Origin of the sequence: Alteriqipengyuania sp., assembly GCF_964222115.1 — a bacterium.
Classification (GTDB): Bacteria; Pseudomonadota; Alphaproteobacteria; order Sphingomonadales; family Sphingomonadaceae; genus Alteriqipengyuania.
This window is the reverse complement of sequence record NZ_CAXQBM010000024.1, coordinates 1-24383: the sequence shown is the minus strand read 5'-3', so window position 1 is coordinate 24383 and position 24383 is coordinate 1. Positions and strand designations below refer to the sequence as shown.

The 24383-nt window shown below is 63.1% G+C and carries 29 protein-coding genes; 9 read left to right on the top strand and 20 right to left on the bottom strand.

Annotated elements, in window-relative coordinates; all coding sequences use genetic code 11:
• Positions 1-128 precede the first annotated feature (128 nt).
• Positions 129-722: a J domain-containing protein gene (locus ACEQXE_RS04900; protein ID WP_370177836.1), complete on the top strand. Its 594-nt coding sequence runs from the start codon at positions 129-131 to the stop codon at positions 720-722.
• Positions 723-726: 4 nt separating this feature from the next.
• Here the strand turns inward: ACEQXE_RS04900 and ACEQXE_RS04895 are convergent, their stop codons facing one another.
• The 9 genes from ACEQXE_RS04895 to ACEQXE_RS04855 are packed head-to-tail and all read right to left on the bottom strand — an operon-like array spanning position 727 to position 5806.
• Positions 727-1377 carry a glutathione S-transferase family protein gene (locus ACEQXE_RS04895; RefSeq protein WP_370177838.1) on the bottom strand — a complete coding sequence of 217 codons (651 nt, stop codon included), beginning with the start codon at positions 1375-1377 and terminating at the stop codon, positions 727-729.
• Positions 1377-2051 carry a dihydrofolate reductase family protein gene (locus tag ACEQXE_RS04890; protein ID WP_370177837.1) on the bottom strand — a complete coding sequence of 225 codons (675 nt, stop codon included), beginning with the start codon at positions 2049-2051 and terminating at the stop codon, positions 1377-1379. The genes ACEQXE_RS04895 and ACEQXE_RS04890 overlap by 1 nt, the downstream gene beginning before the upstream one ends.
• Positions 2052-2056: 5 nt before the next feature.
• Positions 2057-2428 carry a DUF1801 domain-containing protein gene (locus ACEQXE_RS04885; RefSeq protein WP_370177835.1) on the bottom strand — a complete coding sequence of 124 codons (372 nt, stop codon included), beginning with the start codon at positions 2426-2428 and terminating at the stop codon, positions 2057-2059.
• Entirely contained in the window at positions 2425-2904 is a 480-nt protein-coding gene (locus ACEQXE_RS04880) for a VOC family protein (RefSeq protein ID WP_370177834.1), read from the bottom strand. The genes ACEQXE_RS04885 and ACEQXE_RS04880 overlap by 4 nt, the downstream gene beginning before the upstream one ends.
• Complete coding sequence (locus ACEQXE_RS04875; RefSeq protein ID WP_370177833.1) at positions 2897-3541, bottom strand: glutathione S-transferase family protein; 645 nt, start codon at positions 3539-3541, stop codon at positions 2897-2899. The genes ACEQXE_RS04880 and ACEQXE_RS04875 overlap by 8 nt, the downstream gene beginning before the upstream one ends.
• A 2-nt stretch (positions 3542-3543) precedes the next feature.
• Entirely contained in the window at positions 3544-4332 is a 789-nt protein-coding gene (locus ACEQXE_RS04870) for a VOC family protein (RefSeq protein ID WP_370177832.1), read from the bottom strand.
• Positions 4325-4978 (bottom strand): glutathione S-transferase family protein, encoded by a 654-nt coding sequence (locus ACEQXE_RS04865; protein ID WP_370177831.1) that lies wholly within the window; start codon positions 4976-4978, stop codon positions 4325-4327. Before ACEQXE_RS04865 ends, ACEQXE_RS04870 begins: the two co-directional genes overlap by 8 nt.
• Positions 4979-4989: 11 nt before the next feature.
• The gene (locus tag ACEQXE_RS04860) at positions 4990-5343 is read right to left on the bottom strand and encodes a DUF1428 domain-containing protein (protein ID WP_370177830.1); all 354 of its coding nucleotides are present in this window, start codon (positions 5341-5343) and stop codon (positions 4990-4992) included.
• 22 nt (positions 5344-5365) lie between these two features.
• On the bottom strand, positions 5366-5806 hold the full coding sequence (locus tag ACEQXE_RS04855) for a VOC family protein (protein ID WP_370177829.1): 441 nt from the start codon (positions 5804-5806) through the stop codon (positions 5366-5368).
• Positions 5807-5885: 79 nt separating this feature from the next.
• On the opposite strand from ACEQXE_RS04855, the gene ACEQXE_RS04850 reads away from it, so the two are divergent.
• Entirely contained in the window at positions 5886-6554 is a 669-nt protein-coding gene (locus ACEQXE_RS04850) for a winged helix-turn-helix transcriptional regulator (protein WP_370177828.1), read from the top strand.
• A 1-nt stretch (position 6555) separates the two neighbouring features.
• Here the strand turns inward: ACEQXE_RS04850 and ACEQXE_RS04845 are convergent, their stop codons facing one another.
• Positions 6556-7398 carry an oxygenase MpaB family protein gene (locus ACEQXE_RS04845; protein ID WP_370177827.1) on the bottom strand — a complete coding sequence of 281 codons (843 nt, stop codon included), beginning with the start codon at positions 7396-7398 and terminating at the stop codon, positions 6556-6558.
• A gap of 92 nt (positions 7399-7490) precedes the next feature.
• Between ACEQXE_RS04845 and cobS the strand changes: the two genes are divergently transcribed.
• The gene (gene cobS / locus ACEQXE_RS04840; protein ID WP_370177826.1) at positions 7491-8477 is read left to right on the top strand and encodes a cobaltochelatase subunit CobS; all 987 of its coding nucleotides are present in this window, start codon (positions 7491-7493) and stop codon (positions 8475-8477) included.
• 3 nt (positions 8478-8480) lie between these two features.
• Here cobS and ACEQXE_RS04835 read toward each other — a convergent pair whose 3' ends face one another.
• A complete protein-coding gene (locus tag ACEQXE_RS04835; protein ID WP_370177825.1) occupies positions 8481-10886 on the bottom strand; it encodes a putative bifunctional diguanylate cyclase/phosphodiesterase in 2406 nt (801 codons plus the stop codon).
• A 150-nt stretch (positions 10887-11036) separates the two neighbouring features.
• On the opposite strand from ACEQXE_RS04835, the gene ACEQXE_RS04830 reads away from it, so the two are divergent.
• A complete protein-coding gene (locus tag ACEQXE_RS04830; protein ID WP_370177824.1) occupies positions 11037-13187 on the top strand; it encodes a transglycosylase domain-containing protein in 2151 nt (716 codons plus the stop codon).
• Positions 13188-13196: 9 nt separating this feature from the next.
• Here the strand turns inward: ACEQXE_RS04830 and ACEQXE_RS04825 are convergent, their stop codons facing one another.
• Positions 13197-13619 carry a PaaI family thioesterase gene (locus ACEQXE_RS04825; RefSeq protein ID WP_370177823.1) on the bottom strand — a complete coding sequence of 141 codons (423 nt, stop codon included), beginning with the start codon at positions 13617-13619 and terminating at the stop codon, positions 13197-13199.
• Positions 13612-14097 carry a PaaI family thioesterase gene (locus ACEQXE_RS04820; RefSeq protein ID WP_370177822.1) on the bottom strand — a complete coding sequence of 162 codons (486 nt, stop codon included), beginning with the start codon at positions 14095-14097 and terminating at the stop codon, positions 13612-13614. Before ACEQXE_RS04820 ends, ACEQXE_RS04825 begins: the two co-directional genes overlap by 8 nt.
• 127 nt (positions 14098-14224) lie before the next feature.
• Here ACEQXE_RS04820 and ACEQXE_RS04815 point away from each other — a divergent pair, with 127 nt between their 5' ends.
• The 3 genes from ACEQXE_RS04815 (at position 14225) to ACEQXE_RS04805 (ending at position 16120) form a co-directional block, all read left to right on the top strand.
• Positions 14225-14386: a hypothetical protein gene (locus tag ACEQXE_RS04815; protein WP_370177821.1), complete on the top strand. Its 162-nt coding sequence runs from the start codon at positions 14225-14227 to the stop codon at positions 14384-14386.
• A gap of 130 nt (positions 14387-14516) precedes the next feature.
• Positions 14517-15356 carry a hypothetical protein gene (locus ACEQXE_RS04810; protein WP_372524229.1) on the top strand — a complete coding sequence of 280 codons (840 nt, stop codon included), beginning with the start codon at positions 14517-14519 and terminating at the stop codon, positions 15354-15356.
• Complete coding sequence (locus ACEQXE_RS04805) at positions 15341-16120, top strand: transposase (RefSeq protein ID WP_370177819.1); 780 nt, start codon at positions 15341-15343, stop codon at positions 16118-16120. Before ACEQXE_RS04810 ends, ACEQXE_RS04805 begins: the two co-directional genes overlap by 16 nt.
• Here ACEQXE_RS04805 and ruvX read toward each other — a convergent pair.
• From ruvX to pyrE, 7 genes are all read right to left on the bottom strand, one after another.
• Positions 16117-16605: a Holliday junction resolvase RuvX gene (gene ruvX / locus ACEQXE_RS04800; protein WP_370177818.1), complete on the bottom strand. Its 489-nt coding sequence runs from the start codon at positions 16603-16605 to the stop codon at positions 16117-16119. The genes ACEQXE_RS04805 and ruvX overlap by 4 nt on opposite strands.
• Complete coding sequence (locus ACEQXE_RS04795) at positions 16584-17804, bottom strand: DUF3089 domain-containing protein (protein ID WP_370177817.1); 1221 nt, start codon at positions 17802-17804, stop codon at positions 16584-16586. Before ACEQXE_RS04795 ends, ruvX begins: the two co-directional genes overlap by 22 nt.
• A 10-nt stretch (positions 17805-17814) precedes the next feature.
• The gene (locus ACEQXE_RS04790; protein ID WP_370177816.1) at positions 17815-18969 is read right to left on the bottom strand and encodes an AI-2E family transporter; all 1155 of its coding nucleotides are present in this window, start codon (positions 18967-18969) and stop codon (positions 17815-17817) included.
• 11 nt (positions 18970-18980) lie between these two features.
• Positions 18981-19862, bottom strand: coding sequence for a signal peptidase I (gene lepB / locus ACEQXE_RS04785; protein ID WP_370177815.1), 882 nt, complete (start codon positions 19860-19862; stop codon positions 18981-18983).
• A complete protein-coding gene (acpS, locus tag ACEQXE_RS04780) occupies positions 19859-20260 on the bottom strand; it encodes a holo-ACP synthase (RefSeq protein WP_370177814.1) in 402 nt (133 codons plus the stop codon). Before acpS ends, lepB begins: the two co-directional genes overlap by 4 nt.
• A 193-nt stretch (positions 20261-20453) precedes the next feature.
• On the bottom strand, positions 20454-21182 hold the full coding sequence (locus ACEQXE_RS04775) for a pyridoxine 5'-phosphate synthase (RefSeq protein ID WP_370177813.1): 729 nt from the start codon (positions 21180-21182) through the stop codon (positions 20454-20456).
• A gap of 92 nt (positions 21183-21274) precedes the next feature.
• Entirely contained in the window at positions 21275-21853 is a 579-nt protein-coding gene (gene pyrE, locus ACEQXE_RS04770) for an orotate phosphoribosyltransferase (protein ID WP_370177812.1), read from the bottom strand.
• 191 nt (positions 21854-22044) lie between these two features.
• On the opposite strand from pyrE, the gene coxB reads away from it, so the two are divergent.
• On the top strand, positions 22045-23175 hold the full coding sequence (coxB, locus tag ACEQXE_RS04765; RefSeq protein WP_370177811.1) for a cytochrome c oxidase subunit II: 1131 nt from the start codon (positions 22045-22047) through the stop codon (positions 23173-23175).
• 77 nt (positions 23176-23252) lie between these two features.
• Positions 23253-24383: cbb3-type cytochrome c oxidase subunit I (locus ACEQXE_RS04760; protein WP_370177810.1), on the top strand; the 1131-nt coding region annotated here is incomplete at its 3' end.

The window sequence follows — 24383 nt, the reverse complement described above, 5'->3', positions numbered from 1 at the left end:
CGATCTCCAGCGATGTCGGCGCGAAGGCCTCCCGCAGCAGTCGCTCCATCTCATCGGCTACACTTTCAGCCATTTCGTCTCATGATCCTTTTGCAATTCGCGGCGATCCTACCCACACTATAGCGCTTATGCGACAGACCCGGTTCCATGGTCGCCACGAGGCGAACGGCAGGCTTTGTTCATGGCCCGGCTGCAACGAAGCCGGGGAGTTTCGTGCGCCGGGCGCTTATGGCAACAGCTTCGACGGCCCTGGCGAATGGCGCTGGTTCTGCCTGCAGCACATACGCGAATTCAATGCAGGTTACGACTGGTTCGAAGGGATGAGCGCGGACGAGATCCTGCGCGCGCAGTCCCCCGCCGCAGGGTGGCAGACGGAGACGCCGGCCTTTCGGGCAACAGGCGCCGTGGATGGCATGCCGAGGTGGTCCGACTTCGACGACCCGCTCGATGCGATATCCGCCAGGGCGGGGGGCATAAAAAGCCGCGCCCAGCGCGAGGCGGAGCTGGCGATGGACGGACGCTTTTCGAAAGAAGAAGCGCAGGCGCTCGAAGTGCTGGGGCTGGGCGCGAAGACCGATCGCAAGCGGCTACGCCAGCGCTATTCGGAGCTGGTGCGGCGTTACCACCCGGACCGCAACGGCGGAGACCGGAGCCATGAAACGCGCCTCAGCCGGGTGGTCGAAGCCTACCAGTTGCTCAGGAAAAGCGCCGCGATCGGTTAGCGGCTCAGTCGCGGTCGGGTGCGCCAGGTGGAAAGAAGTGACGGAACGGGCGCGCGTCGTCCACGCACCGCACCACTGCTGGCAGCGCGAGAATCTCGGCGCGTAGTGCGGCTACGCGCGGGCAATCCTTCGGAATGCGCTCGATCCAGTCGGCGTAGAAAAGCGATGGTGCAGCCGCACAGGTCGGTAGCGAAACATGGGGCGGCAGCTCGTTCTTCGCGAGCCAACTCTCCAGCCACGCATAGCTGCGCAGCAGACCGGTCTTACCCGCCTCGACCTGAGCGGGATCGGGGTTCTCGCGGTCGGCGATATAGGCGTTTACGACCAGTTGGCCGACATCCATCACGTAGTGGTCGAAAAAGCGATCCATTAACCGCGCGCGCGCCGCCTCAACCGGGTCGTCAGGCAATAAAGGTGCGGCCTGTGGGATACGCGCGGCGATATATTCGACGATTGCGGTCGCCTCGAAGATGGTGTGCTCGCCATCGACCAGCACGGGGAATTTGCCCGCAGGGTGCGTCTTTTGAACGAAGGAATAAGCTTCGTTCCGCTCCATCGGGTTCACCTCATGGAAGGTGAACGGGATGTCGTAAGCGTAAAACGGGATCAGACCCTTCCATGTGTAAGACGAGAAGGGGTGGCCGTAGAGATCCATCACCAGGTCCCCGCCTCAATCCTGGCGCGCCGTGCCATTTCGCGGGCACTCGTACTCGGCGCCGGGGCTTCGGCGGGGTAGGGGGGTAGCGCACCTCCTGGCTCGTAGGTGGTCACCACGGTTCCCTGATCGGTCACGTAGTGATCCGTCAGCTTCAGCGTGCCGACCTTCGTATCGGCTCCGAACCAGCGCTTTCCGCTGCCCAGCACGACAGGGTAGGTCAGCAGGGTCAGCCGGTCGATCAGACCTTTCGCTATCAGTTCCGGGTAGAGCGTGCTCGAACCCTGCACGATCAGATCGGGCCCTTCGGTCTGTTTGAGGGCCGCGATGTCGTCGAATCCGCTCAGGGCGTGGCTATTGTCCCATCCGAGATCGGCACCGCCGTGCGTCAGCACGTATTTGTTCGCCTTGGTGAAAGCCTCACCCATGCCTGCCTCCGGTCCTTCGACATAGGGCCAGTATGCGGCAGAAATATCGTAGGTCCGGCGGCCAAGAAGGAGGTCGTATTCTCCGCCAAACAACTCGCCCAGCGTGCGATTGACGCCCTCGTCCCACAGCTTGAAGACCCAGCCGCCCTCGGCGAAACCGCCGCTCGGATCCTCGCTCGGCCCACCGGGGGCCTGAATGACTCCGTCTAAGGAGACGAACAGCGATCCGGTAATCCTGCGATTCATTTGGCTCACTTTTCGTCTACCTCTATGGCTTGGCGCACGAAGTCGCACAGGACCTGCTCGTCAAATCCCTCCTTCGAAGAGTAGGCAAGCGTTCGGGATGCTTTTCCTGTCCCACCAAGGTGCCCCGCAGGATCGATAAACTGTGCGCCCTTGGTGAAGGAAATCGTGATGCCCTTCGCATTGGGACTGAGGGCAATGATATCGCGCTTCAGCCGGTATACGGGCACGCCATAATAGGTCTCCGTCCCGCCTCGCATCCGCTCTTCCAGCTGCGGAGCGCAGGTCAGGATGGCCGTGCGGATGGTGTTAAAGACGGCGCGGTGCTGGGGCCGTACCTTGTCCTCTTCGAACTTTGCCAGGACCGCATTGTCGATCATCCCCGCCTCGCTGCCTCGATCGCGGCGATGTCGATCTTCTGCATACCCATCATGGCGCCGAAAGCGCGTTTCGCCTCGTCACCACCCGCGGCCAGCGCACGCGTGAGCGCGCGCGGTGTGATCTGCCACGACACGCCCCAGCGGTCCTTGCACCAGCCGCAGGCGCTTTCCTGTCCGCCATTGTCGACGATGGCATTCCACAGCCGGTCGGTTTCCTCCTGATTCTCGGTATGAATCTGGAGCGAGTACGCCTCGCTCTGCTTGAAGGCGTCGCCGCCGTTGAGCAGGAGGTAGGGAATGCCGCAAATCGTCAAAGTCGCCGTCAGGACATCGCCTTGCTTGGTCGATGGATTGTCCGAGGGCGCGCGCGCGACATTGCCCATCGCGCTGTCAGGGAAGGTCTCTGCATAGAAGCGCGCGGCTTCCTCGGCATCCTTGTCGAACCACAGGCACACGGTCGCCTTGGCGTCAGGCATTGGCTGCCTCTCGCTCTGCGATGAGGTCGGCATCGATTTTCTTGGCTTTCGTGTACGCGTCGCGCGATTTCAGTCGTTCTGCGTAAGACACGAAAACGTCGCGCTTGGGCAATGTGCCGAATTCCACGCCCCAGATTGCCTGACTGCCGACATAGACATCCGCCATGGTGAAGCGATCGCCGCACACATAGTCCCGGCCCGTCAACATTGTGTCGAGCGCATCGACCATTCTGTCGTAGCTTCCGAACCCTGCGGTGCCCTGCTTCTGCGGGTCGTCGCCTACGTCCCATCCCATCGAGCGTGCAGTGATAGCCTGTTCCACCGGCCCGGCGGCAAAAAGGAGATAGCGGAAGTAGGATGCCTTCTCATGCGCGTCGGGAAGCAGCCCTGCGTCGGGGTGCGTCTCCGCGAGATAATGGCAGATTGCCGCCGCCTCGGTAATGACATGCTCTTGGTCGTCATGGTTATGCACCAGCGTGGGGAACTTGCGCATCGGATTGGCCTTGGTGAACGCCTCGGGCTGATCGGGCCCGTATTCGACGATCACCTGCTCGTAATCGGCACCCGCTTCGTGCAGCGCCCAGCGCGCGATCTGCCCGCGGCTCATCGGGTTGGTGTAAAAGGTGAATTCGGCCATGGTCAGCTTCCTTTCGTGCCGATCAGGGCGAAGAATGCACCCTGCGGGTCCAGGCCGTTGAGGATGTAGTCTCCGCCCGGGATTTCCATCGGATCGGTCATCACCTGACCACCATTTTCGCGGACGAACGCCGCAGCGGCTTCGATATCGGGGACGCGCAGGTAGTATATCCAAGCGGATGCCGGCATCATTTCGGGCTTCGCCATCATCGCGCCGAGCGTGTAACCGTTGACCGAGTACATCTCGTACAGGCCCATCGGCCCCATATCCATTTCGTCCGACTTCTCCCAGCCGAAGAGGCTGGTGTAGAACTGCTTTGCGGCTGCCGGATCGGTCGTGACCAGTTCGTTCCACGCGCAATGGCCTTCGCGCGGCGCATGTTTGGCGAAAGACTGGCTTTCCTGACCTTCGGGGCCTTCGGGCTGCATGAGGTAGAAGGGCACACCCTGCGGATCGCTAACGAAGGCCATATGACCCACCCCGTCGAGGTGATTGGGGCCCATCAGCACGGTGCCGCCCAGTTCCTTGAGCTTCGCTACGCCCGCCTCGATCTCTTCGACAGAGATATATCCGACCCAGATGGGGCGTGCGCCACCATCGGTCATTTCCTGTGTGAGCTGCAAAAGGCCGGCGATCTCCACGCCATCCTTGCTGATAAGTCGGTAATCCATGCCGGGAGTGTCGCTTCCCTTGAATTCCCAGCCGAGTAGCGGGCCGTAGAATGCCTGGGCGGCATCGGCATTGGTGGTCATCAATTCGTACCAGACGAAATCGCCGTGGGTATCAGGCATCCTCGTTCTCCTCTCTCGCGCGATCTGCCGCTTCGTATTGGGCAAGCTGGTCTGCCAGTGCCTTCTTGAAGGCTGGGCGTGACAATATGCGGTCGACGTAAGCCTTGCGGGCCGGTCGGTCGCCGTGCGCGCGCAGGAGTTCCAGGCGCAACACATCGGCCATCATCAGGTCGGCAGCGGTGAACCGGTCCGCCACAAGGTATTCCCGGCCCGCAAGAACCACTTCAAGCTGGCCGAGCCGCTTGTCCAGCCACCCGTCGATCGCGTCGGATTGCTGTTTGGACCAGCTGAGGACCACCCACGGCATCGTGACCATTTCGATCGAATTGAGCGCGGCAATAACCCACTGTTCCACCTGCGCCGCCTCAACCGGGCCCGATGGCATCAGCACGTCTGATTTGCGCGCCAGGTGGAGCAGGGCAGCGCCGCTTTCGAACAGCTGGACAGGGCCATCGTCCAGGAACGGGACCTGGCCGAAGGGCTGGCGGTCGAGATGGTTGGTCTCTCGCCCGTCGAAAGGGACGGTTTCAATTGTGTACCGCAGGCCCATTTCCTCGCACGCCCAGCGCAGGCGCATGTCCCGCACGAACCCGCGGGGCCCCTCGGGCACCCAGTCGTAGGTCCAGATGGCAACGGGATCGACCATCGGGCTTCTCCTCAGGCGTGCTTGTTTACGACAGGTTCGAACCCGCCATAGACCATGCGTTTGCCATCGAACGGCATCTCGCCGAACTCCTCCATGCGGGGATCGGCCATCATCTTTTCGTGGCTGGCGTCGGCGGTTGCCTTGTCGGGCCAGGTGACCCAGCTGAAGACGATCTTCTCTCCGTCTTCGCATTTGACGGCCTGGCGGAAGTCGGTGGTGTGCCCGTCCTTGACGTCGGCTTCCCAGCATTCGACCTGGCTCAGCGCGCCGTATTCCTTCACCAGCTCCCAGAATCTTTCCGCGACATCGATATACGCGGCCTTGTTGCCCTCTGGCACGGCGACAATGAATCCGTTCACGTACATGGGTATTCTCCTGCTAGAGTGGTCAGGCGTCGATCTCTGCTTCGGCGGGCGGGCCTTGCATGGCCATTGCGGGATCCATCCACATGGGCTCCCAGACGTGCCCGTCAGGGTCCTCGAAGCTGCGGCCGTACATCACGTCGCCGAATTCCTGTTTCGGGTTGATGTCCGCCTTGCCGCCATGCTGGCCAGCGGTTTCGGTGATCTCGTCGACTGCTTCGCGGCTCTCCATGCTGACGCATAGCGCGACCTGTGCGGCACTGTGCGCATCGACGATGGGTTTGCTGGTGAAGCTTGCCCACTTGTCGTGGCTCAGCAGCATCACCTTGATCGTGTCGCTCCATTCCATGCCGCTCGCGGTTTCGTCGGAGAACATGTGGTTCTGGGTGAAGCCGATGGCCTTGTAGAACGCGGTCGAGGCCGCGAGGTCGGAAACGGGCAGGTTCACGAAAATCATTCGGGTCATCGGTTCTCTCCCATGCGAATCGCCTAGCTTCGAGTCATGAGCGCTTGAGTTACACAACACAACTGCTAAGTTACAAAATGTGACTGACAAGCGACCAACCGAACGACGCATCTATGACGAAGCCTGCGCCGCCACCCATGCGATGGACATTCTGGGAGAGCGCTGGGCGGTGCCCGTGATGCGCGAACTGATGTTGGGGCCCCGGCGATTTTCCGACCTCAAGGCGAGTATCAACGGGATCAGTGCCAATGCGCTGACCCGCCGGCTGGCGCGGCTTGAAGAAGTTGGCACGATCATCCGCGAGACCTTGCCGCCTCCCGCTTCGGTGCGGGTCTACCGGCTGACCCGGTGGGGCGCGGAACTCGGCCCTGTCCTCCAGGCGCTAGGCCGCTGGGCGGTCCGCTCTCCCGAGCATGATCCTACGCGCCCGTTCAGCCCTACATCGCTGATGCTGTCCATAAGGACGATGGCTGCTCCCGCGGCGCTGGAAGGCAAGTCTGCTGCCATCCAGTTCGAACTTGGCGGGGAGGCCTATTTCTGGGCGTGCGACGCAGGTGCGGTCAGTATCGGGCGGGGCGAGGTGGAGGCGCCGGACCTTCATGTTCGCGGGGATCCCTCGGCGGTCGCTGCCGCGATATACATGGGTGTGGAAGGAGACGAGGTAGAGATTGCGGGGGACCATGATCTGTGGCGCTGGTTCCGCACGCTTTTCGTCCTCCCGCCCAAAGCATTGGCTCCTGAGGCCTGACCTACTGCCGCATCGCCCAGCGCAAAGTCCGCCCGAGGCCCCAGGTTGTCGCACGAGCGGGCAGCGCGGCAAGGCCGGGGCGATGCAGCCCCAGCATCGAGCGTGCGAAGGACGGCAGCAGCAGCACCGCCTCCGCCGCAATCGACTGCTGGAGCGGGGCCGGAAAACCCTGCGGGCGGATCGCGAGGACCCACTCGGCAACCTCGCGCGCTTCCTTCGAAGTGGTCAGGTCATTGCGCAACTCGCGCGTGATTGCATCGGCTTCGGCCACGCTGGTCGGGACAGGTTCGGCGCCGAGTGCGCGACCGATCAGCGCCATCTGGGCATAGTATTCGTCCTGCTCGACTCGGGGCATGCCGGGCCGGGCATGGCGCAGGTAGGCAGCAAGGAAGCTCGACGCTTCGGCGATATGAACCCATGCCGCAGTCCGGGGATCGCCCGCCGCATAGGGCGTACCGTCGGGAAGGGTGCCCTCGATCCGTTTGTGGATCATGTTGACCCGTTTGATGGCCTCTTGTGCACGGTCGCGGTGGCCGAAGGTCGTAACCGAAATGAACTGCGCCGTGCGGTGGAAGCGGCCCTGTGCGTCCTCCCGAAAATTCGAAAAATCGAGCACGCCTTGCAAGGCGGCAGGATGGAGCATTTGCAGGAATAGCCCGCGAATGCCGCCGATCATCATCCCCATGACATCGGCGTGGACCATGCGGATCGGACTGTCTTTCTCGAACAGGGCTTCATCCGAGGGTGGGACCCGTGTTTCCGGCACCTTGCCCTGGTTGAACGCCGCGCGCACCTGGTTCACGATCGCGGTCCGCAGCGGGTCGAAGGGATCAGGGCGGCTCATGGCGCAACAAATATCGCGCCCTCGGGATGTTTGGAAGTGCAGGGTGAAAGCCTGCTTGCGAGCCGTGCGCAACACCTCTAGTCCCGGCCCCGATGACTGACCAAAAGAGCTTCCAGCCTTCCGAGAACACTTTGCTTGCTGCGCCCGACACGACTGTCGACGTGCGCAAGGTCTTCGGCGTCGATATAGACTGGCAGGTCCCCGCCTTCAGCAAGGCGGACGAGCGCGTGCCCGATCTCGACGACAGCTACGTGTTCGATCCCGACACGACGCTGGCGATCCTGGCGGGCTTCGCCTTCAACCGCCGCGTGATGGTCCAGGGCTATCACGGCACCGGCAAGTCGACCCATATCGAACAGGTCGCCGCGCGGCTGAACTGGCCCTGCGTGCGCATCAACCTCGATGCCCACATCAGCCGGATCGATCTGGTCGGACGCGATGCGATCGTGTTGCGCGATGGCTTGCAGGTCACCGAATTTCGCGAAGGCCTGCTGCCGTGGGCGCTCCAGCACCCGGTCGCGCTGGTGTTCGACGAATACGACGCGGGCCGTCCCGACGTGATGTTCGTGATCCAGCGCGTACTGGAGGCACAGGGCAAGCTGACCCTGCTCGACCAGAACCGCGTGATCCGCCCGAACCCCGGTTTCCGGCTGTTCGCGACTTCGAACACGGTCGGGCTGGGTGATACCAGCGGGCTTTATCACGGCACGCAGCAGATCAACCAGGGCCAGATGGACCGCTGGAACGTGGTCGTCGGGTTGAATTACCTGCCTGCCGAGACCGAGCAGGAGATCGTTACGGCCAAGGTGCCCGAGGTCGAAAAGAAGACTATTGCGGACATGGTGAAGGTGGCGGATCTCAGCCGACAGGGCTTCATGAACGGCGACATCAGCACCGTCATGAGCCCGCGCACCGTCATCACCTGGGCGCAGAACACTGCGATCTTCAAGGATATCGGCTTCGCCTTCCGCGTTAGCTTCCTCAACAAGTGCGACGAAGCTGAGCGGATGCTGGTGGCGGAATACTACCAGCGCGTGTTCGGCGACGACCTGCCCGAAAGCGTGGTCGGCGCGGCCTGAGGCCTAGCCTGCACTGCGACGCGCCTCCACTGCCGTATCGTAATTGTCGATAGCGGGTGGCGGTTTCTGAAGCGGCGTAATTCGCGCATGCGAAACTCCGTCGTCAGCCTTGCGGTGGGGCAGTTGCGAAGCGGGTACGGCCTTGCTGAACAGGAAACCCTGCATCTGGCTGCACTCGGTGACGCGCAGCAGATCCATCTGCCCGGCATTTTCGATACCTTCGGCAGTGGTCCGCATGTTTAGCTTGGTCGCCAGCGCAATCACCGCCTGAACGATCGAATCGCTGTCCGCGCGCTCTGCCATGTCGCCCACGAAGCTGCGGTCGATCTTGATCTTGTCGAAAGGGAACGCGCGCAGGTAGTTCAGTGAGGAATAGCCGGTTCCGAAATCGTCGAGCGCGATCTGCACGCCCAGTGCACGGATTCGGTGCAGCAGCGCGATGGTCTCTTCGCATTCGCGCATTAGCACGGATTCGGTGATTTCCAGTTCGAGGCGATGGGTCGGCACGCCGCTGGTCGCGAGGCAGTGGACGATGGTTGCGTACAGGTCCCGGTCCATTGCCTGGACCGGCGAGATATTGACCGAGACCGTGAGATGATCGGGCCAGCGCGAAGCTTCGGCCAGTGCTTCGCGTAGCACCCAGGCGCCGATCGCGACAATCTGGCCGGTCTCTTCGGCAATGGGAATGAATACGTCCGGGCTTACCGATCCCCGAGTAGGGTGGTTCCAGCGCAGCAATGCTTCGTAGCCGGCCGTCTCGATGGTCTGCGTATCGACCAGCGGCTGGTAATGCAGCTCCAGTTCGCCCTTGGCCAGCGCGTCGCCCAGGTCGCTTTCCAGTTGGCGACGATCCTGTAACTCCTCGCTCATGCGCGAATCGAACACGCTCGCCGTATTGCGGCCGCGCATCTTGGCATCGTAGAGCGCGAGGTCGGCGGCATAGATGACCTCGTCTGCATTTGCTCCGTCGTAAGGCCCGAAGGCGATCCCGATGCTGGCGTCGATCCTCGCCTTCTGCCCGTCGATCTCAGCCGGCTGATGCATCGCATCGACAATTCTGTGAGCGACCTCGATCACGCGTTCCCGGCTGAGGGGATGTTCGATCAGAACGGAGAACTCGTCGCCTCCGATCCGGGCCACCATCGCGCCGGGAGGGACGCATTCCTCGATCCTGCGTGCCGCTATCTCAAGCGCTGCATCGCCTCCGGTATGACCGAGGGTGTCGTTGATCGCCTTGAACTTGTCGAGATCGATCGCAAGTAATGCGACCATCCCGTCCGACCCAAGTCGATCGAAGGCCCGCTTGATCGTCGTGCTGAACAGTGCACGGTTGGGGAGATCGGTCAGCACATCGTAATGCGCTATATACTTGATCCGCTCTTCTGCCTCGCATGCCCGGGTCACATCGGCAACGAAGCCGCGCCAGTAACGCCGTTGGCCGTCAGGGGATGTGACTTTACGCGCTGATATCGACCACCAGCGTCGTTCACCCCGGATCCTCAAAGGCACTGACAACCGCTGAAAATTCTCGTCCTGTCCGCCCATCTGGCGCAGTTCGTCTCGCTCTGGCGAATCGTAGAACAGATTGAGCAGCTGCATGCCTTCCAGCTCTTCGGCGGAACGGCCGGATGCCTCGCAGAACCGTCGGGTCGGCCGCAGGATATGGCCCTCTTCGGTGCATTCGAACAGCCAGTCGCTGCCGTCCTGGTCGTACTGGTTGAGCAGCAGCTGGATTGTGTCTTTCGCCTCGGTCAGCTTGCGGGTGCGCAGCCGCCGCGTGGCGAACATGTAGTTGAGGTGGAAGATCAGCCAGTGCAGGGCCAGGAAGCTCAGCACGGCGACCGACGCTGCACCGATGGCGCCTTTGCCCCCGATCAAGGCCAGCGGAATCGTGAGCGCGAGCCCGTTGATGCCCGCATTGATCATGGCGCTGCGCGGCACGGCAATAAGAGCGATGGCCTCGATCCACATGACCATGATTGCCACGGGCACCAAGTGGAGAAGCATTTCCGGAGGGGCCAGGTACATCGCGAAAGCGCTCGAAACACCCCACTGCAGCGAACGAAGCAGGACGACGCGCTTGACCATCTCGAGAGTGTCGGTGTGCGGATGGATCTGCGTTTTGCGGCGAAGATCGATGGCGATCTGGAAGCCGGCGATCGCCAATCCGGTGAACACCATTGCAGCAATGAATATCATCGACATGAAATTCATGAAGATGATCGCCGCAATGCCTGTGCGCAGGATGTCGTACACGAAATACGGCGTGATGCAGATGTGCTCCAGCCGGCACCGGGCCCACCACTCGATATCCTTGCCTTCCGGGTGATGATCGATCAGCCGCAGGTACAGCAGCTTGTAGAGCAGGCTGCCCGGCTTGATCAGAGGGGAGGTTCTCGAATGGCTCATACGGTCGGAAAGAACTCGAATTACGGCACAATTCCTTGCGTTAGGGCCAAATGGTAAATCTCGGGTTTTCCAAACCTGCGTATAATCACTCTGCCTGCACGGGTGCGGTTGCTGCTGGTGCTGGCATCGGGCTTGCGATATGGATGAGGTATGGCAGGGGGCGGCTCCAGAGACGATGACTGGCCCGGTCGCGGTGGCGGCAGGCGCCATCGCGGCTACTACGCCACGCATGAAAGCATGGTCGACGACCCGTGGGAGGATGACGATCCGGACTTCGCCGATCGCCCGCGAGGGCGCATCTTCGGGGATGGTATCGGGCGCACGGCCTATTCCGCGCTGACCGCTTACGAGACCCGTTTCTGGGGTGTGCGCGTGCTGGCGGGCTTTGCCCTGTTGCTGATTTTGATCGTGATCTGGCTGGCGATCACCGCACCGCTTTCCAAATCGCTGGAACCGATCGCGCCGCCGCAGATCACCCTGCTTGCCGCTGACGGCACCCCGATCGCGCGCAATGGCGCGGTGTACGACGAGCCGGTGGATATCGACCGACTGCCCGACCATGTGGTGGAGGCCTTCCTCGCCACGGAGGATCGTCGGTTCTATTCGCACTGGGGCGTCGACCCACGCGGGCTGGCGCGCGCGACGATCAACAACTGGTCGGGCGGGCCGACGCAGGGTGGCAGCACGATCACCCAACAGCTCGCGAAGTTCACGTTCCTGACACCGGAGCAGTCGCTTTCGCGCAAGGCGCGCGAGATGCTGATCGCGTTCTGGCTGGAAGGCTGGCTGACCAAGGACGAGATCCTCGAGCGGTATCTTTCCAACGCATACTTCGGAGACAATACCTACGGGCTGCGCGCGGCAAGCCTGCACTATTTCTATCGCCAGCCGGAAAAGCTGGAGCCGAACCAGGCGGCGATGCTTGCGGGCCTGCTCAAGGCGCCTTCCGCCTATGCGCCCTCGCAGCATTACGATCGGGCGGCGCAGCGGATGCAGGCGGTGAAGGCCAGCCTCGTTTCGGCGGGGTTCCTGTCGCGTGGCGAGGCAGACCGGATGCGGCCTCCCGCGCTCGACATGCGGCTGACCAACGACCTGCCGACGGGCACGTATTTTGCCGACTGGGCGCTCGCCGAAGCGCGCGATCGTACCTCGCCCGGTTATGCGCTGCAGGCGATGACGACCACGCTCGACGCGCGATTGCAGACCATAGCGCGCGACGTCATTGGCGGCGCGCCGCTGGGAGACGCACAGGCGGCACTCGTCGCCATGCGCCGCAATGGGGAGGTCGTCGCGATGATCGGCGGCAAGGACTATTCGACCAGCGCGTTCAACCGCGCCACGCAGGCGCGGCGGCAGCCAGGCTCCACCTTCAAGACGATTGTGTACTTCGCGGCATTGAAGGAGGGCTTCGGCCCGGAAGATCCGGTGAGCAACCGGCCCTTCACCGAGGGTAGCTACCGACCCGAGAACTACGACGAGAAATATTCCGACTTCCTGACGCTGGAGCAGGCCTTTGCTCGCTCCAGCAATGTGGCGGCGGTGCGAATGTTCAACGAGGTCGGCAGCGCGCAGGTAATCGATGTCGCGCGCGATCTGGGCATTACCAGCCCCATTACGCGCGGCGATCCCAGCGTGGCGCTGGGCACAGCTGGCATGTCCCTGATGGAGCTGACCGCCGCCTATGCAGGCATTGCGGGCAATTCCTATCCTGTCGAACCTACTGCATTCCTGCGCGAACCGCGCGGGCTGTGGGACAGCCTCTTCAACGCGCCGCGCAGCGTTTCCAGTTCCACCCACCGCGACATGGAGCGGTTGCTGCGGACCGCGATCAACGAGGGTACAGGCCGCAATGCGCAGCTACCCGGGCTCAATTTCGGCAAGACCGGGACGACGCAGAACAACCGCGATGCACTATTCGTCGGGTATGCGGGCGACCTCGTCGTGGGGGTATGGATCGGCAATGACGACAACTCACCGCTGGAAGGTGTAACGGGAGGCGGGCTGCCTGCGCGCATCTGGAAGAGCTTCATGCTGCGGGCGCAGGGCATCCGGACCGAAGCGCCGTCGCGCCGGCAGGACCCGACCGCACCGGTCCAGCCGCTCGACGTGCCGGATGCCAGCGATATTCCTGCGCCGGTGGAGGAAGAGGGGAGCGAGATCACCACCGACGCCAGCGGAATCACGATCCGCGAAGAGTCGCCCGATCGCGAGGCACCGCCACTCGATGCGCCACCCGACGCTCCGCGTGCCGCACCACCGCTGCCTGCGGCGCGCGAGGAGGATGGGGCGCTGCCGAACTAGCGCGCGCTGTCAGGTGTCGGCAGGTTCGATCCGCTGGATCATCACGTTCATCACCGCGCTTGCTCGCGGTCGGTCACGCTCGTCCTGCCAAGCCTCGACGGTTATATTCGCGCTGCGCCGACCGAGCTTGGTGATCCGCGCCTTGGCGAACAGCGGCGCCTTCCTGGCTGCGGCAAGGAATTGCACGGTGATGTTGATGGGTTTGAGCTGCGCTTCTTCGCCCCTGTCGTCCAGCGCGACGCGCAGCGCGGCATAGGCGGCGGTTTCCATCAGGCCGCTCGTCGCGCCGCCGTGGAAATGGCCGGGGCGCCCTTCGATCGCGTCGATCCCGGACACGCACAGCACGGGCACGCCATCCTCGAACCCGGAAACCTCGATACCCAGCGACCGGGCATAGTTGGACAAGAGATCGGGGCGGGCCTGCTCAGTCATTTTTCGGGCCTGCATTGCCGATGGTCATGTAGACTGCGGCCATGGTCGCCACCGGGTCCTCCGGGTCGCCGTCATGCGCAATCCCGCGCACGAATGCGGCGGAGCGGGTAGTGCGGAAACACTCGCAGCGTCCGATGACATCCGCCCGCTCGCCCGCTGGGCGCTGGTAGTCGACGCGCATGTCCAGCGTGGCGACGGGCAGGAAGCGCTTCTCGCGTGTCCAGATCGCCATGCCGCCACCCATGTCGAGCATCGAGAAGATCGGGCCCGATGCGATAACGCGGCGCACATCGTCGCCCACCAGGTCTTCGCGCCAGGGCAGGGTCAGTTCGGTCCAGTCATCACCATGATCGCGATAGGCGAGGCCAAGCCAGCCGGGATGCCCGCCCGAGAACAGGAAGGGCGATGCTGCCTTCGGATCGAACACGTTCGCCGGATCCTTGTGCGAGCCCTGCTGGGGCGAGGTCTGTTTCTCCATGCGCGCCTCCCTGTGAGGAGAAACCCGCGATGACAATATTTTAATTCGCCTGACCGGCGGCTTCGCGAGAACCTCGGGCCTGCGTGACAGCGGCGTTGCGCGCTTTGTCAAAAGAGGGGGGAACACCATGAATTTGCCCAGGATTCTTATCGATGCCTTGCCGAACCTCGCCGATGCGCCGGGGCTGATCGGCAGTTATATCGACAAGCACGATCCTTCGCTCGACGACCGGATCGTCTACCTGATGGTCTATCTGTACGAGACCTATCCGCCCGAAGGCCTGATCTAGGGGCAGGCCACCGGTGCACGTCGACCCTGCGCTTCTTGCTTTTGCGAGAGACCCTTGCGCGATCGCCGGGGTACAGGGTCGCATCCATGCCGCGAAAGCACGCTGGCAGCGCCGGGTCGAGGTCGCGCCAGTGCTGGCCGACTGTGCTGCTTGGGATCGCGGAGGCGTATTCGACGCGTGTACACACCTTCATGCGCTGATGGCGGGGAAGGGTGCGCTGGCGTTCGCGCGCAGCTGGCTGGCGGACATGGCACTTGCTTGCCGTGACGCCCCGCTCGCCCAGCTTCCCTTCCGGCACAGCCAGGGCAATGGTGTCGGTGCGATCCAGTTGCATCGTGCGGGGCGCGTGACCCTGAGCCTCATCGGAGTGGATGCGAAGTCGGCCGCACCGCCGCGCACAATCAGCTTCACCGATTGCGAACGCCACGAAGCGATGCTGGCAGGTATGGGGCAGGCTACGATACTCGGATACCGCGATGAAGCTCCACCATCGCAGGCTCCGCTCGCGCTTGCCCCGGGCGCGCGCTTTTCGGGCGATATCGACAGGTCGCGTGCGATCGTGTCGGTAGAAGCGCCGCTGGTTTTCCTCCGGGTAGCCCGCGAGCCCGGGCATCCCGAGCTGACCCGCGAGGTAGAAATTTCCACCGGGCGGGTACTCCATCGGGCCTCCGCCTGCCCTTCGGAAAGCCGCGTCGAACTGGCTGCCGCTTTGCTGGGCGCGATGGGGCGGGAGGATGCGGCACAGGCTTTGGCCGCCTATGCCTGTGGACAAGCAGGCGAGGGTGCGCGGTGGCAGGCGCTGCGCCATGCACTGGCACTCGATACGGCTGCGGGATTTGCCGCTTTGTGCGGGATTGCGGACTGCTGCAGCGATGTTCTTTCGCGTGAGGCTGCCCGCCTGCGAGAGAGTCTGTGCACGACTTATCCACAGCTTACCAACATGCGGGAAGACCTGTGCCTCGCGAGCTGAAGCCGACGCCCCCAACCCCCATTTCCTTGCAGGAGTGCATCGCGCGGCTGGATCGTGAGGGTTTCGATCCGCGCGACGACGCATCGCTGCTCCATGCAGCCGACGTGCTGGCAGCTCTGGCCGCTAACCGGACTTTTCTGGGCGATCTCCTGATCGAGGAACTGACCGAGCAACCTGCGGAGCGGACGGCATATGGCCCGCAGGCGATCATGCTGTCGCCGCCCGCCAACGGATATTTCCTGCGCGCGAATATCTGGCCATCGCCGCGCGACCCGGCCTTCCAGGCGGGAGGGGCAGCCAGCTTCGTCTACGGACTGCCGCACGATCACAATTTCGACTTCCTGACGGTCGGCTATGTCGGGCCGGGCTATGTCAGCGACTATTACGAGTACGACTACGAAACGGTCGCTGGCGAGGCTGGAGAGGCGGTCGATCTGCGGTTCGTAGAGCGTTCGGCCTTGAGCGAAGGCCGCGTGCTGCACTACCGCGCGCATCGCGACGTGCATTGCCAGCATCCGCCCGAAAGCCTTTCTGTCTCGCTCAATATATGTGCAGCGAACCCCGCGCAGGGATGGTTCGACCAGTATCGTTTCGACGTGGAAGCGGGCCGCATCGCCGGCGTGCTCAACCCGAGTGCGAACGAGGTGATGCTGCGGCTGGGTGTGGCGCTGGAAAATGATGATGCGCTGGCACTTGCAAGGGACTTCGCCGGGAGCCACCCCAGCGCGGCAATGCGGCGGGTGGCAAGCAGTTTGGTCGGCTAGCTTAGTGGCGCATTCGCCGCCGCGTCGATGGCAGCTTGCAGGATGATCGCGGCAGCCTCCGCATCGATCCGCTCGGCCCGTTTGCGGCGGCTGACATCCAGCCCGATCATAGCATCGTCGGCGCTCTTGGTGGACCAGCGCTCGTCCCACAGCAGCACCGGAAGGCCGAAGGCTTCGGCGAGATTGCGGGCATAAGCCCGGCTCGCCTGCGCACGCGGACCCTCGCTCCCGTCCATGTTGCGCGGCAGGCCGATCACGAGCCCGCAAACCTTGCGGCCTTCCATGATCGTGCGCAGCTCGTCGCGATCGCGACCGAACTTGCCACGTGGCAGGGTCTTGAGCGCATTGGCAAAGCGCCAGCCCGCATCGCACACGGCAATGCCGATGGTCTTGGTGCCGAGGTCGATGCCGATCAGTGCGCCGCCATCGGGCAGCGCCTCGGCAAACGCTCCTGCGCTTTCGACTAGGAGTTCGCGGCCGACCATTCGGCCACGCGGGTCACCACGTCTTCCTGCACGTTGCGCCAAAACAGCGGGATATCGTAAACGTGGTAATTTTCGCCCGGAAGAACGGCGGAGCCCATCTTGGGCGGGTCACCGATCCGCAGGATGCCCTGCTCGTCGCACCGGGCGCCCACGGCCCCTGCGACGAGCTGGCCCGAGGCGAGGTTTTCGCTCGGCACCAGAGTGCCCTTGTTATCGTCCGCCCGCGCGGTGCTGTTCTGGAAGCCGGTGATCGGATTGACGCACAGGATCGGGGTTTCGCCGCGCGGTTCGCCATCAAAGCCGGGGCTGGCGCGGAACCGGCTCAGCAGCTGGCTGGGGTCGCCATTATCGGCAAAGCTGGCCCAGCTGAGGATGCAGCCTGCCTGATTGGCGCGTGCGCAGGCGGGCAGGGGCAGCACGGGCAGGTCGTGATCGACCGAGATCGGCCAACCGACGGCGTAAACCGCCGCAATGCGGTCTTCCAGCGGGCGGCCCTTCACGCGTTCGCGCAGCAAGCGCAGCAGGTGGAGCGATCCCTGGCTATGCCCGGCGAGCACGATCGGGCGATCCTTGTCGACGCTTTCGAGGAAGTAGTCGAAGGCCATTTCGACATCGCGATAGGCTGCGTCGATGGCCTGCTCGGCCTCGGGCTTGTCGGTGATGAATGCACCCACGGTCGCCTGGCGATAGCGTGGCGCCCAGATTTCGGCTGCGCGGTTGAAGGGGCTGGCAAGCCCGCGCAAGAACAGGTCTGCCCGATCCTCCGTCTCCTTGTCGCCCAGCGCCGCGTTCCACTGGATATCGCGATCGAGATTGGTCGGGATGTAGCTGGTCGGATGGACGAAGAAGACCGCGAAGGGCGGGGCATCTTCCGCCTCGCTCTTGGTGACCCGGCGCGAACCGGCCTTGCTTGCCTGCTCCACCAGCGTGCCCTCGTCCTCGCTGCGCGGAAGCGGGTTTTGCGTTTCGGCTATGGCGGGCTGGTAGCGTGCGGGATCGTTGGTGCCGATGCCCGGGCGCGAATACCACATGTCCGGATCATTATAGGCGTTGTCCGCCAGCGCTTCCTGCTCGACGAATTCGGTTTTCGGCACGAAAGCGAACTCGGTCGCCTTGTCCGACCAGATATTGAGCGCGAACATGCCGATGATGACGAGCACGATCATGGTGGCGATGAAATAGAGAAATGCGCGAACCATTCTTTGTCCCCTAAGTGCTGCCACTCTTCGCCAGCTCGGCTGCCGCCGAGGCCGCCTGCGCCGCATCGTTCACCTCGGATCGGCGCACCAGTACTACCTTCAGCATCGCGAGAAGCGGATCGGCAAGCAAGAGTCCGATGATCCCGAACAGCAGCCCCATGATGAGCTGCGCGCCCAGCACCAGTGCCGGCGGCAGGTCCACCGTCTTGCGCGCGATCATCGGGATGACGACGTAACCGTCGAAGGTCTGGACCACGAAATAGACGACGATCGCCGCGATCCCGGTCTCTACGCCGACCGAGAAGCCGACGATCGCCATCAGGATGCCGGAGATCAGCGCGCCGAGGTTGGGGATGAAGGCCAGTAGCCCGGTCAGGATGCCGAGCAGCGCGGCCATCGGCACACCGAACAGTTCCAGAGCAATCCAGGTGAACACGCCTTCGAACACCATGCCGACCACGCGGCCCGCCATCAGGCGGCGCATGTTCTGGGCCATTTCCTGCAGCGTCTTGCGAAGCTCGCTGCGGCCGTTGCGCGGCGCCATCCACTCGACGCCGCGTTCGTAGAGGTTGGGTTCGAGCGCGATGTAGATCCCGATCACCAGAATGATGACCGTAGTACCCAGCGCGCCCGCGATCCCGCCGATAGCGCGGGTGACGGTGCCGACCCCGCTAACCACCTGGTCGAGCATGGACTGCGCATCGGCGATCGACACGGCAAAGCCATTTTCGCGGGCGAGGGCGATCAGTCGGTCAAGTTGTGTTTCCAGGATGGCGGGCAGTGTCGCGGCCTGTTCGGCAATCTGCGAGCCTGCAAAATATCCCAGCCAAAGAAGGAAGGCGACCGCGCCGAGCAAGACCATCGCGATGCGCAGGGTGCGCGGGATCGCCAGATACCGCCCGATCAGCCGTGCGCCACCGTCGATCATCGAGGCGAAGACCAGCGCGGCGAAGATCACCAGGATCGCTTGCGAGATATAGACCGCCAGCGCGACCAGCCCGATCACCGCGACCCAGACCAGCGCCTTGTTGACCTCGTGCCGCAGTTTGGGATTGGCGATATAGGCCGGGCTTGCACCGCCCCAATCCTCCGCTCCGAGGACTGCATCATGGACCGCCGCTGGCGGTGGCAGGTCCTTGGGGCTGTCTTTACCCTGTTGCGACATTGCTGTTTTCGTCAGTCCTGCTCGGCAGGGGTTTCGGTGATGGTCGGGCGCAGCGTGGTGAAGGCACGATCGCCGCGCATCGCACCGAACCAGCTGAACGGATTCCAGTCCGCCGTCCCGTCGAGCGAGAAGGTGATGAATTCTGCACGCCCGCCGATATTGGCCAGCGGAACCGCCCCGCCGAGGCCCTGTCGCGCCACCGATGCACGGCTGTCTGCCGAATAGTCGCGATTGTCACCCATCACGAAAACCGCATCTTCCGGAACCAGGATCTCGTCAAAATTGTCGAGCGGCTGGTCCGGCATGGCATCGATCACGAGGTAGCTGACCCCGTTCGGCATCGTCTCGCGCAGCACGGGCACCTTGCACTTGGTGGTGCCGTCGGGTGCGGTCACCCGCTCGAAGTCGACCTGGTCGCAAGGCGAATTGATGTCGTAGGGCAGCAGCATGTCGGGCTCGACTTCCTGCTTCACCGGCTTGCCGTTGAGGATGATCTGGCCGTTTTGCACCGCAATCCGGTCTCCCGGCAGGGCGACCACGCGCTTGATGTAATCCTCGCTGCGCTGCGGGTGCACCGGGATCACCACGTCGCCATATTCGGGCGTGCCGCCGAAGATGCGCCAGTCGCCGCGCGGCAGCAGGTGGAAGGTGATCGATGCCCACGAATAGCCATAGGGGTACTTGGTCACGATCAGCCGGTCGCCCACCAGCAGGTTGGGCATCATGCTGGTCGACGGGATGTAGAACGGCTTGGCGACGAAACTGTGGAATGCCAGCACCGCCAGCAGCATCAGCGCCAGCCCGCGCAGTTCGGCGAACCAGTTGACCTTGTCATCGTCATCGGCGGTGGATTTTGCGGTGTCGATATCGCTCATGCCGGTCGTACTGCTCATTCTGGAAAAGCCTCGATAATCACGAAGGCCTGCGCCCATGGATGATCGTCGGTGAGGGTTAGGTGAACGCGCGCCACATGGCCTGCGGGCGTAATTTGCGCAAGCGCCTTGGCGGCACCGTTCGATAATGAGAGGGTCGGCGCACCCGAAGGTAAATTGGTTACGCCGATATCCTTCATATAGACGCCGCGCTTGAACCCGGTGCCGACAGCTTTGCTGAACGCCTCCTTGGCCGCGAACCGTTTGGCGTAGGTGCCCGCGATGGTGAAGGGGCGCTTCCTTGCCTTGGCGCGCTCGGTCTCGGTGAAGACGCGGTTCTCGAACCGCTCGCCATAGCGGTCGAGCGAATTCTGGATCCGCTCGATATTGCACAGGTCGGAGCCGAGACCGATGATCATGGCGAAATCTCCCTCTCCCCCGGGGGGGAGAGGATAGCGAAGCTCGCGCGCTTGTGCGCTAGTGGAGCTTGGAGAGGGGGGCACTGTGCATCGAACCTGGATTGCCCCTCTCCAACTACGGCTAGGCGACACGTCGCCAAGCCTGCGTATCCTCTCCCCGCACGGGGAGAGGGATGAGTGGCGCACGAAAACATCACCGCGCTTCGTCCATCAGCTCGCGCATACGGCGGATCGCGGGTTCGAGCCCGGTGAAGATCGCCTCGCCAACAAGATAATGCCCGATATTGAGCTCGGCGAGCTGCGGGATAGCGGCGATCGGCTGAACATTCTCGAAGGTCAGGCCGTGGCCCGCATGGGGCTCGATCCCGTTCTTCACTGCCAATGCCGCCATGTCCGCAATCCGCTTGAGTTCGGTAGCGCGCGCTTCGCCTGTCGCATGCGCATATTCGCCGGTGTGGAACTCTACCACCGGCGCGCCGAGACGCATCGCCGCCTCGAGCTGACGCGCATCTGCCTCGATGAACAGCGAGACGCGGATGCCCGCATCGGTCAATTGCGACACGATAGGCGCGAGCTGGTTGTGCAGCCCTGCCGCGTCGAGCCCGCCTTCGGTCGTGCGCTCCTCCCGCTTCTCGGGCACGATGCACGCCGCATGCGGCTGGTGGCGCAACGCGATCTGGAGCATCTCCTCGGTCGCCGCCATTTCGAGATTGAGCGGCAGGTCGGTAGCGTCCTGGATGCGCTTCAGGTCGTCGTCGCGAATATGGCGCCTGTCCTCGCGCAGGTGCGCGGTGATCCCGTCGCCGCCGACTGCTGCGACGATTTCCGCCGCGCGGACCGGATCGGGATGATCCCCGCCGCGCGCGTTGCGGATGGTGGCGACGTGATCGATATTGACGCCGAGGCGGAGCGGGCGAGACATGCTTTTCCCCTATCCGTTCGTGTCGAGCGAAGTCGAGACACGACCGCGCCAACGTCTCTCGACTTCGCTCGAGACGAACGGTGGGCTGTAGATCACTTCCGGCTCCCCGGTTTGGTGATCGGCACGGCCTTCAGTTCGGCAGGCACTTCCTTGTCCGCATAGGTGGGGAAGGAAAGCTGGATCAGCGGGAAAAACGGTACGCCAAGGTCTACCGTGCCCGAGGATCGGTCGACCAGCGCGGCTTCGGCAATCACTTCGCCGCCTTCGCGCTTCACCGCCTCGATCGCTTCCATGCTCGATTTGCCGGTGGTGACCACGTCTTCCACCATCAGCACCTTCGCGCCCTGCTCCAGCGCAAAGCCACGGCGCAATTCGAAGGTGCCTTCGGGCCGTTCGAGGAACAATGCGTTCTTGCGCAGCGCGCGCGCCATCTCGTGCCCGATGATGAGCCCGCCCATCGCTGGCGACACAACCACGTCGATCTGGCTGCGCAGCTCGCGCGGGATCTTCTGCGAGAGGGCAAACGCCATGCGCCCGGCGCGTTCCGGGTCCATAAGGACGCGCGCACATTGCAGGTAATGCGCCGAGTGTCGGCCCGAGCTGAGCAGGAAATGCCCTTCCAGCAGCGCATCGCAGCCTCGCAGTTCGCCGATGATCTCTTCATCCGTCATCTGGGGATGGCCTTTCGAAACAGGAAATGGGGATTGCGCCAAACGCATTGGACGACCCGTGAATTCCCGTCTAGAGGCGCTTGAGAGTCGCGGCAAGCGCGCCTATAGCGCGAGCCCAAAATCAGGTGCGGTCCGCTGCAAGCGGCGGTTCTGCGCGGTTTTCTGCAAGGTTCGAAGGAAAACAGACCGAAATGTCTTTTGCCGTTGCCACTCGTGATATCCGTCATGCGCTGTACGCGCTGCTTGCCTTAATCGGCCTCGTATTTGCCGTTCAGGGCCTGTCTGCTGCTGCGCCTGCCGCTACGGCACCCGAGGTCGCGAGCGAAGCTGGCGCCGATGAGGCAGCAACTGCGACCGAGGATGGTGCAGCTGGCGACGAAGACGCGGCGCAAGGATCCTACGAGCCGCTCGGCCCGGAATGGATCAAGGGCCAGCCGACCTCGTTCGAAGAAGATCCCTGGAAGAGCACGCAGTTCCAAGACCAGTACACCGAAGATGGCGAATACGCGCTGTGGATGAACAATTACATCCTGACGCCCGTGATCGTCGCGATCAGCCTGTTCGTTCTGTTCCTGCTCATCCTCGTGATGGTGCGCTATCGCCGCCGCGAGGGCCGCGAAGCTTCCCGCACCACGCATAACACGCTGATCGAAGTTGTCTGGACCATCGTGCCGGTGCTGATCCTGGTGGTCATCGCCGTGCCTTCGATCACGCTGCTGGCGCGCCAGTACAAGACTGCTCCCGAAGACGCGATCACGATCAAGGCCACCGGTTACCAGTGGTACTGGGGCTATACCTATCCCGACCAGGGTGGGTTCGAAGTGATTTCCTACATGCTCAACGAACCGGGCCAGCCGGTCATCAACGAGGGCAAGCGCGAAGTCGGCAGCGAGCCGTGGGATGGCCCCGCGCAGCTCGAAGTCGACAACCGCATGGTCGTGCCGGTGGGTGTGCCGCTGCGCATCCAGACCATCGGCGCGGACGTGATCCACTCCTTCGCGGTGCCGAGCCTGTGGTTCAAGATGGACGCGGTGCCGGGCCGTATCAACGAGCGTGTACTGACCATCAAGGAGCCGGGCATCTATTACGGCCAGTGTTCGGAACTGTGCGGTGCCAAGCACGGCTACATGCCGATCGCGATCGAGGCGGTGCCGATGGAACGCTGGCGCGAATGGGTCCGCTCAAAGGGCGGGACTTTCGAGAACGAAGCCGAGGCGGCTGCGGCTGGCGATGCCGTGGAAACGGGTGGTACGACCGAATCCACCGCCGCCGACGAAGGTGAAAGCGAAGCCGCTGCGGCTGCGGAAACGACCGAAGCCTGAGGCAGGTGGTCGAATTGACCGTTCGACTTACTTGCCTTATGAAATTGACGAAGTGAACCAAAGAGAACCGATCCGACATGGCTACCACTGCTGATAACTTCCAGGCCCATGGCGACGCGCATGACCATCATGACGCGGACCACAAGCCGAGCTTCTTTGCCCGTTGGTTCATGTCGACCAACCACAAGGATATCGGCACGCTCTACCTGATCTTCGCGATCATCGCGGGTCTGATCGGTGGGTCCATCTCGGGCATCATGCGTGCCGAACTGGCCGAGCCGGGCATCCAGTATCTCAGCTGGTGGGCGCAGCTTATGGGCGGCGAGTCGAATATCGACACTGCGCTGCACATGTGGAACGTGTTCATCACTGCGCACGGTCTGATCATGGTGTTCTTCATGGTCATGCCGGCGATGATCGGCGGTTTCGGCAACTGGTTCGTGCCGATCATGATCGGCGCACCGGACATGGCGTTCCCGCGGATGAACAACATTTCGTTCTGGCTGACCGTCGCGGGTTTCTGCTCGCTGCTGTTCTCGATGTTCGTCCCCGGCGGAATCGGGCCGGGCGCGGGTACCGGCTGGACGGTCTATGCACCGCTTTCGACGACCGGGTCTGCGGGCCCGGCGGTCGACTTCGCGATTTTCTCGCTGCACCTTGCGGGCGCCGGCTCGATCCTGGGCGCGACCAACTTCATCACCACCATCTTCAACATGCGTGCACCGGGCATGAGCCTGCACAAGATGCCGCTGTTCGTGTGGTCGATCCTGGTCACGGCGTTCCTGCTGCTGCTGGCGCTGCCGGTGCTTGCTGCAGCCATCACCATGCTGCTGACCGATCGTAACTTCGGCACGACCTTCTTCGATCCGGCGGGGGGCGGCGACCCGGTGCTGTACCAGCACCTGTTCTGGTTCTTCGGTCACCCCGAAGTGTACATCATGATCCTGCCGGGCTTCGGCATGATTTCGCAGATCGTGGCGACCTTCAGCCGCAAGCCGGTATTCGGCTATCTCGGCATGGCCTACGCCATGGTCGCGATCGGCGTGGTCGGCTTCATCGTATGGGCGCACCACATGTATACGGTCGGCCTCGACGTGAACACGAAGATGTACTTCACCGCTGCCACCATGGTGATCGCGGTGCCCACGGGTGTGAAGATCTTCAGCTGGATCGCGACCATGTGGGGCGGTTCGATCGAGTTCAAATCG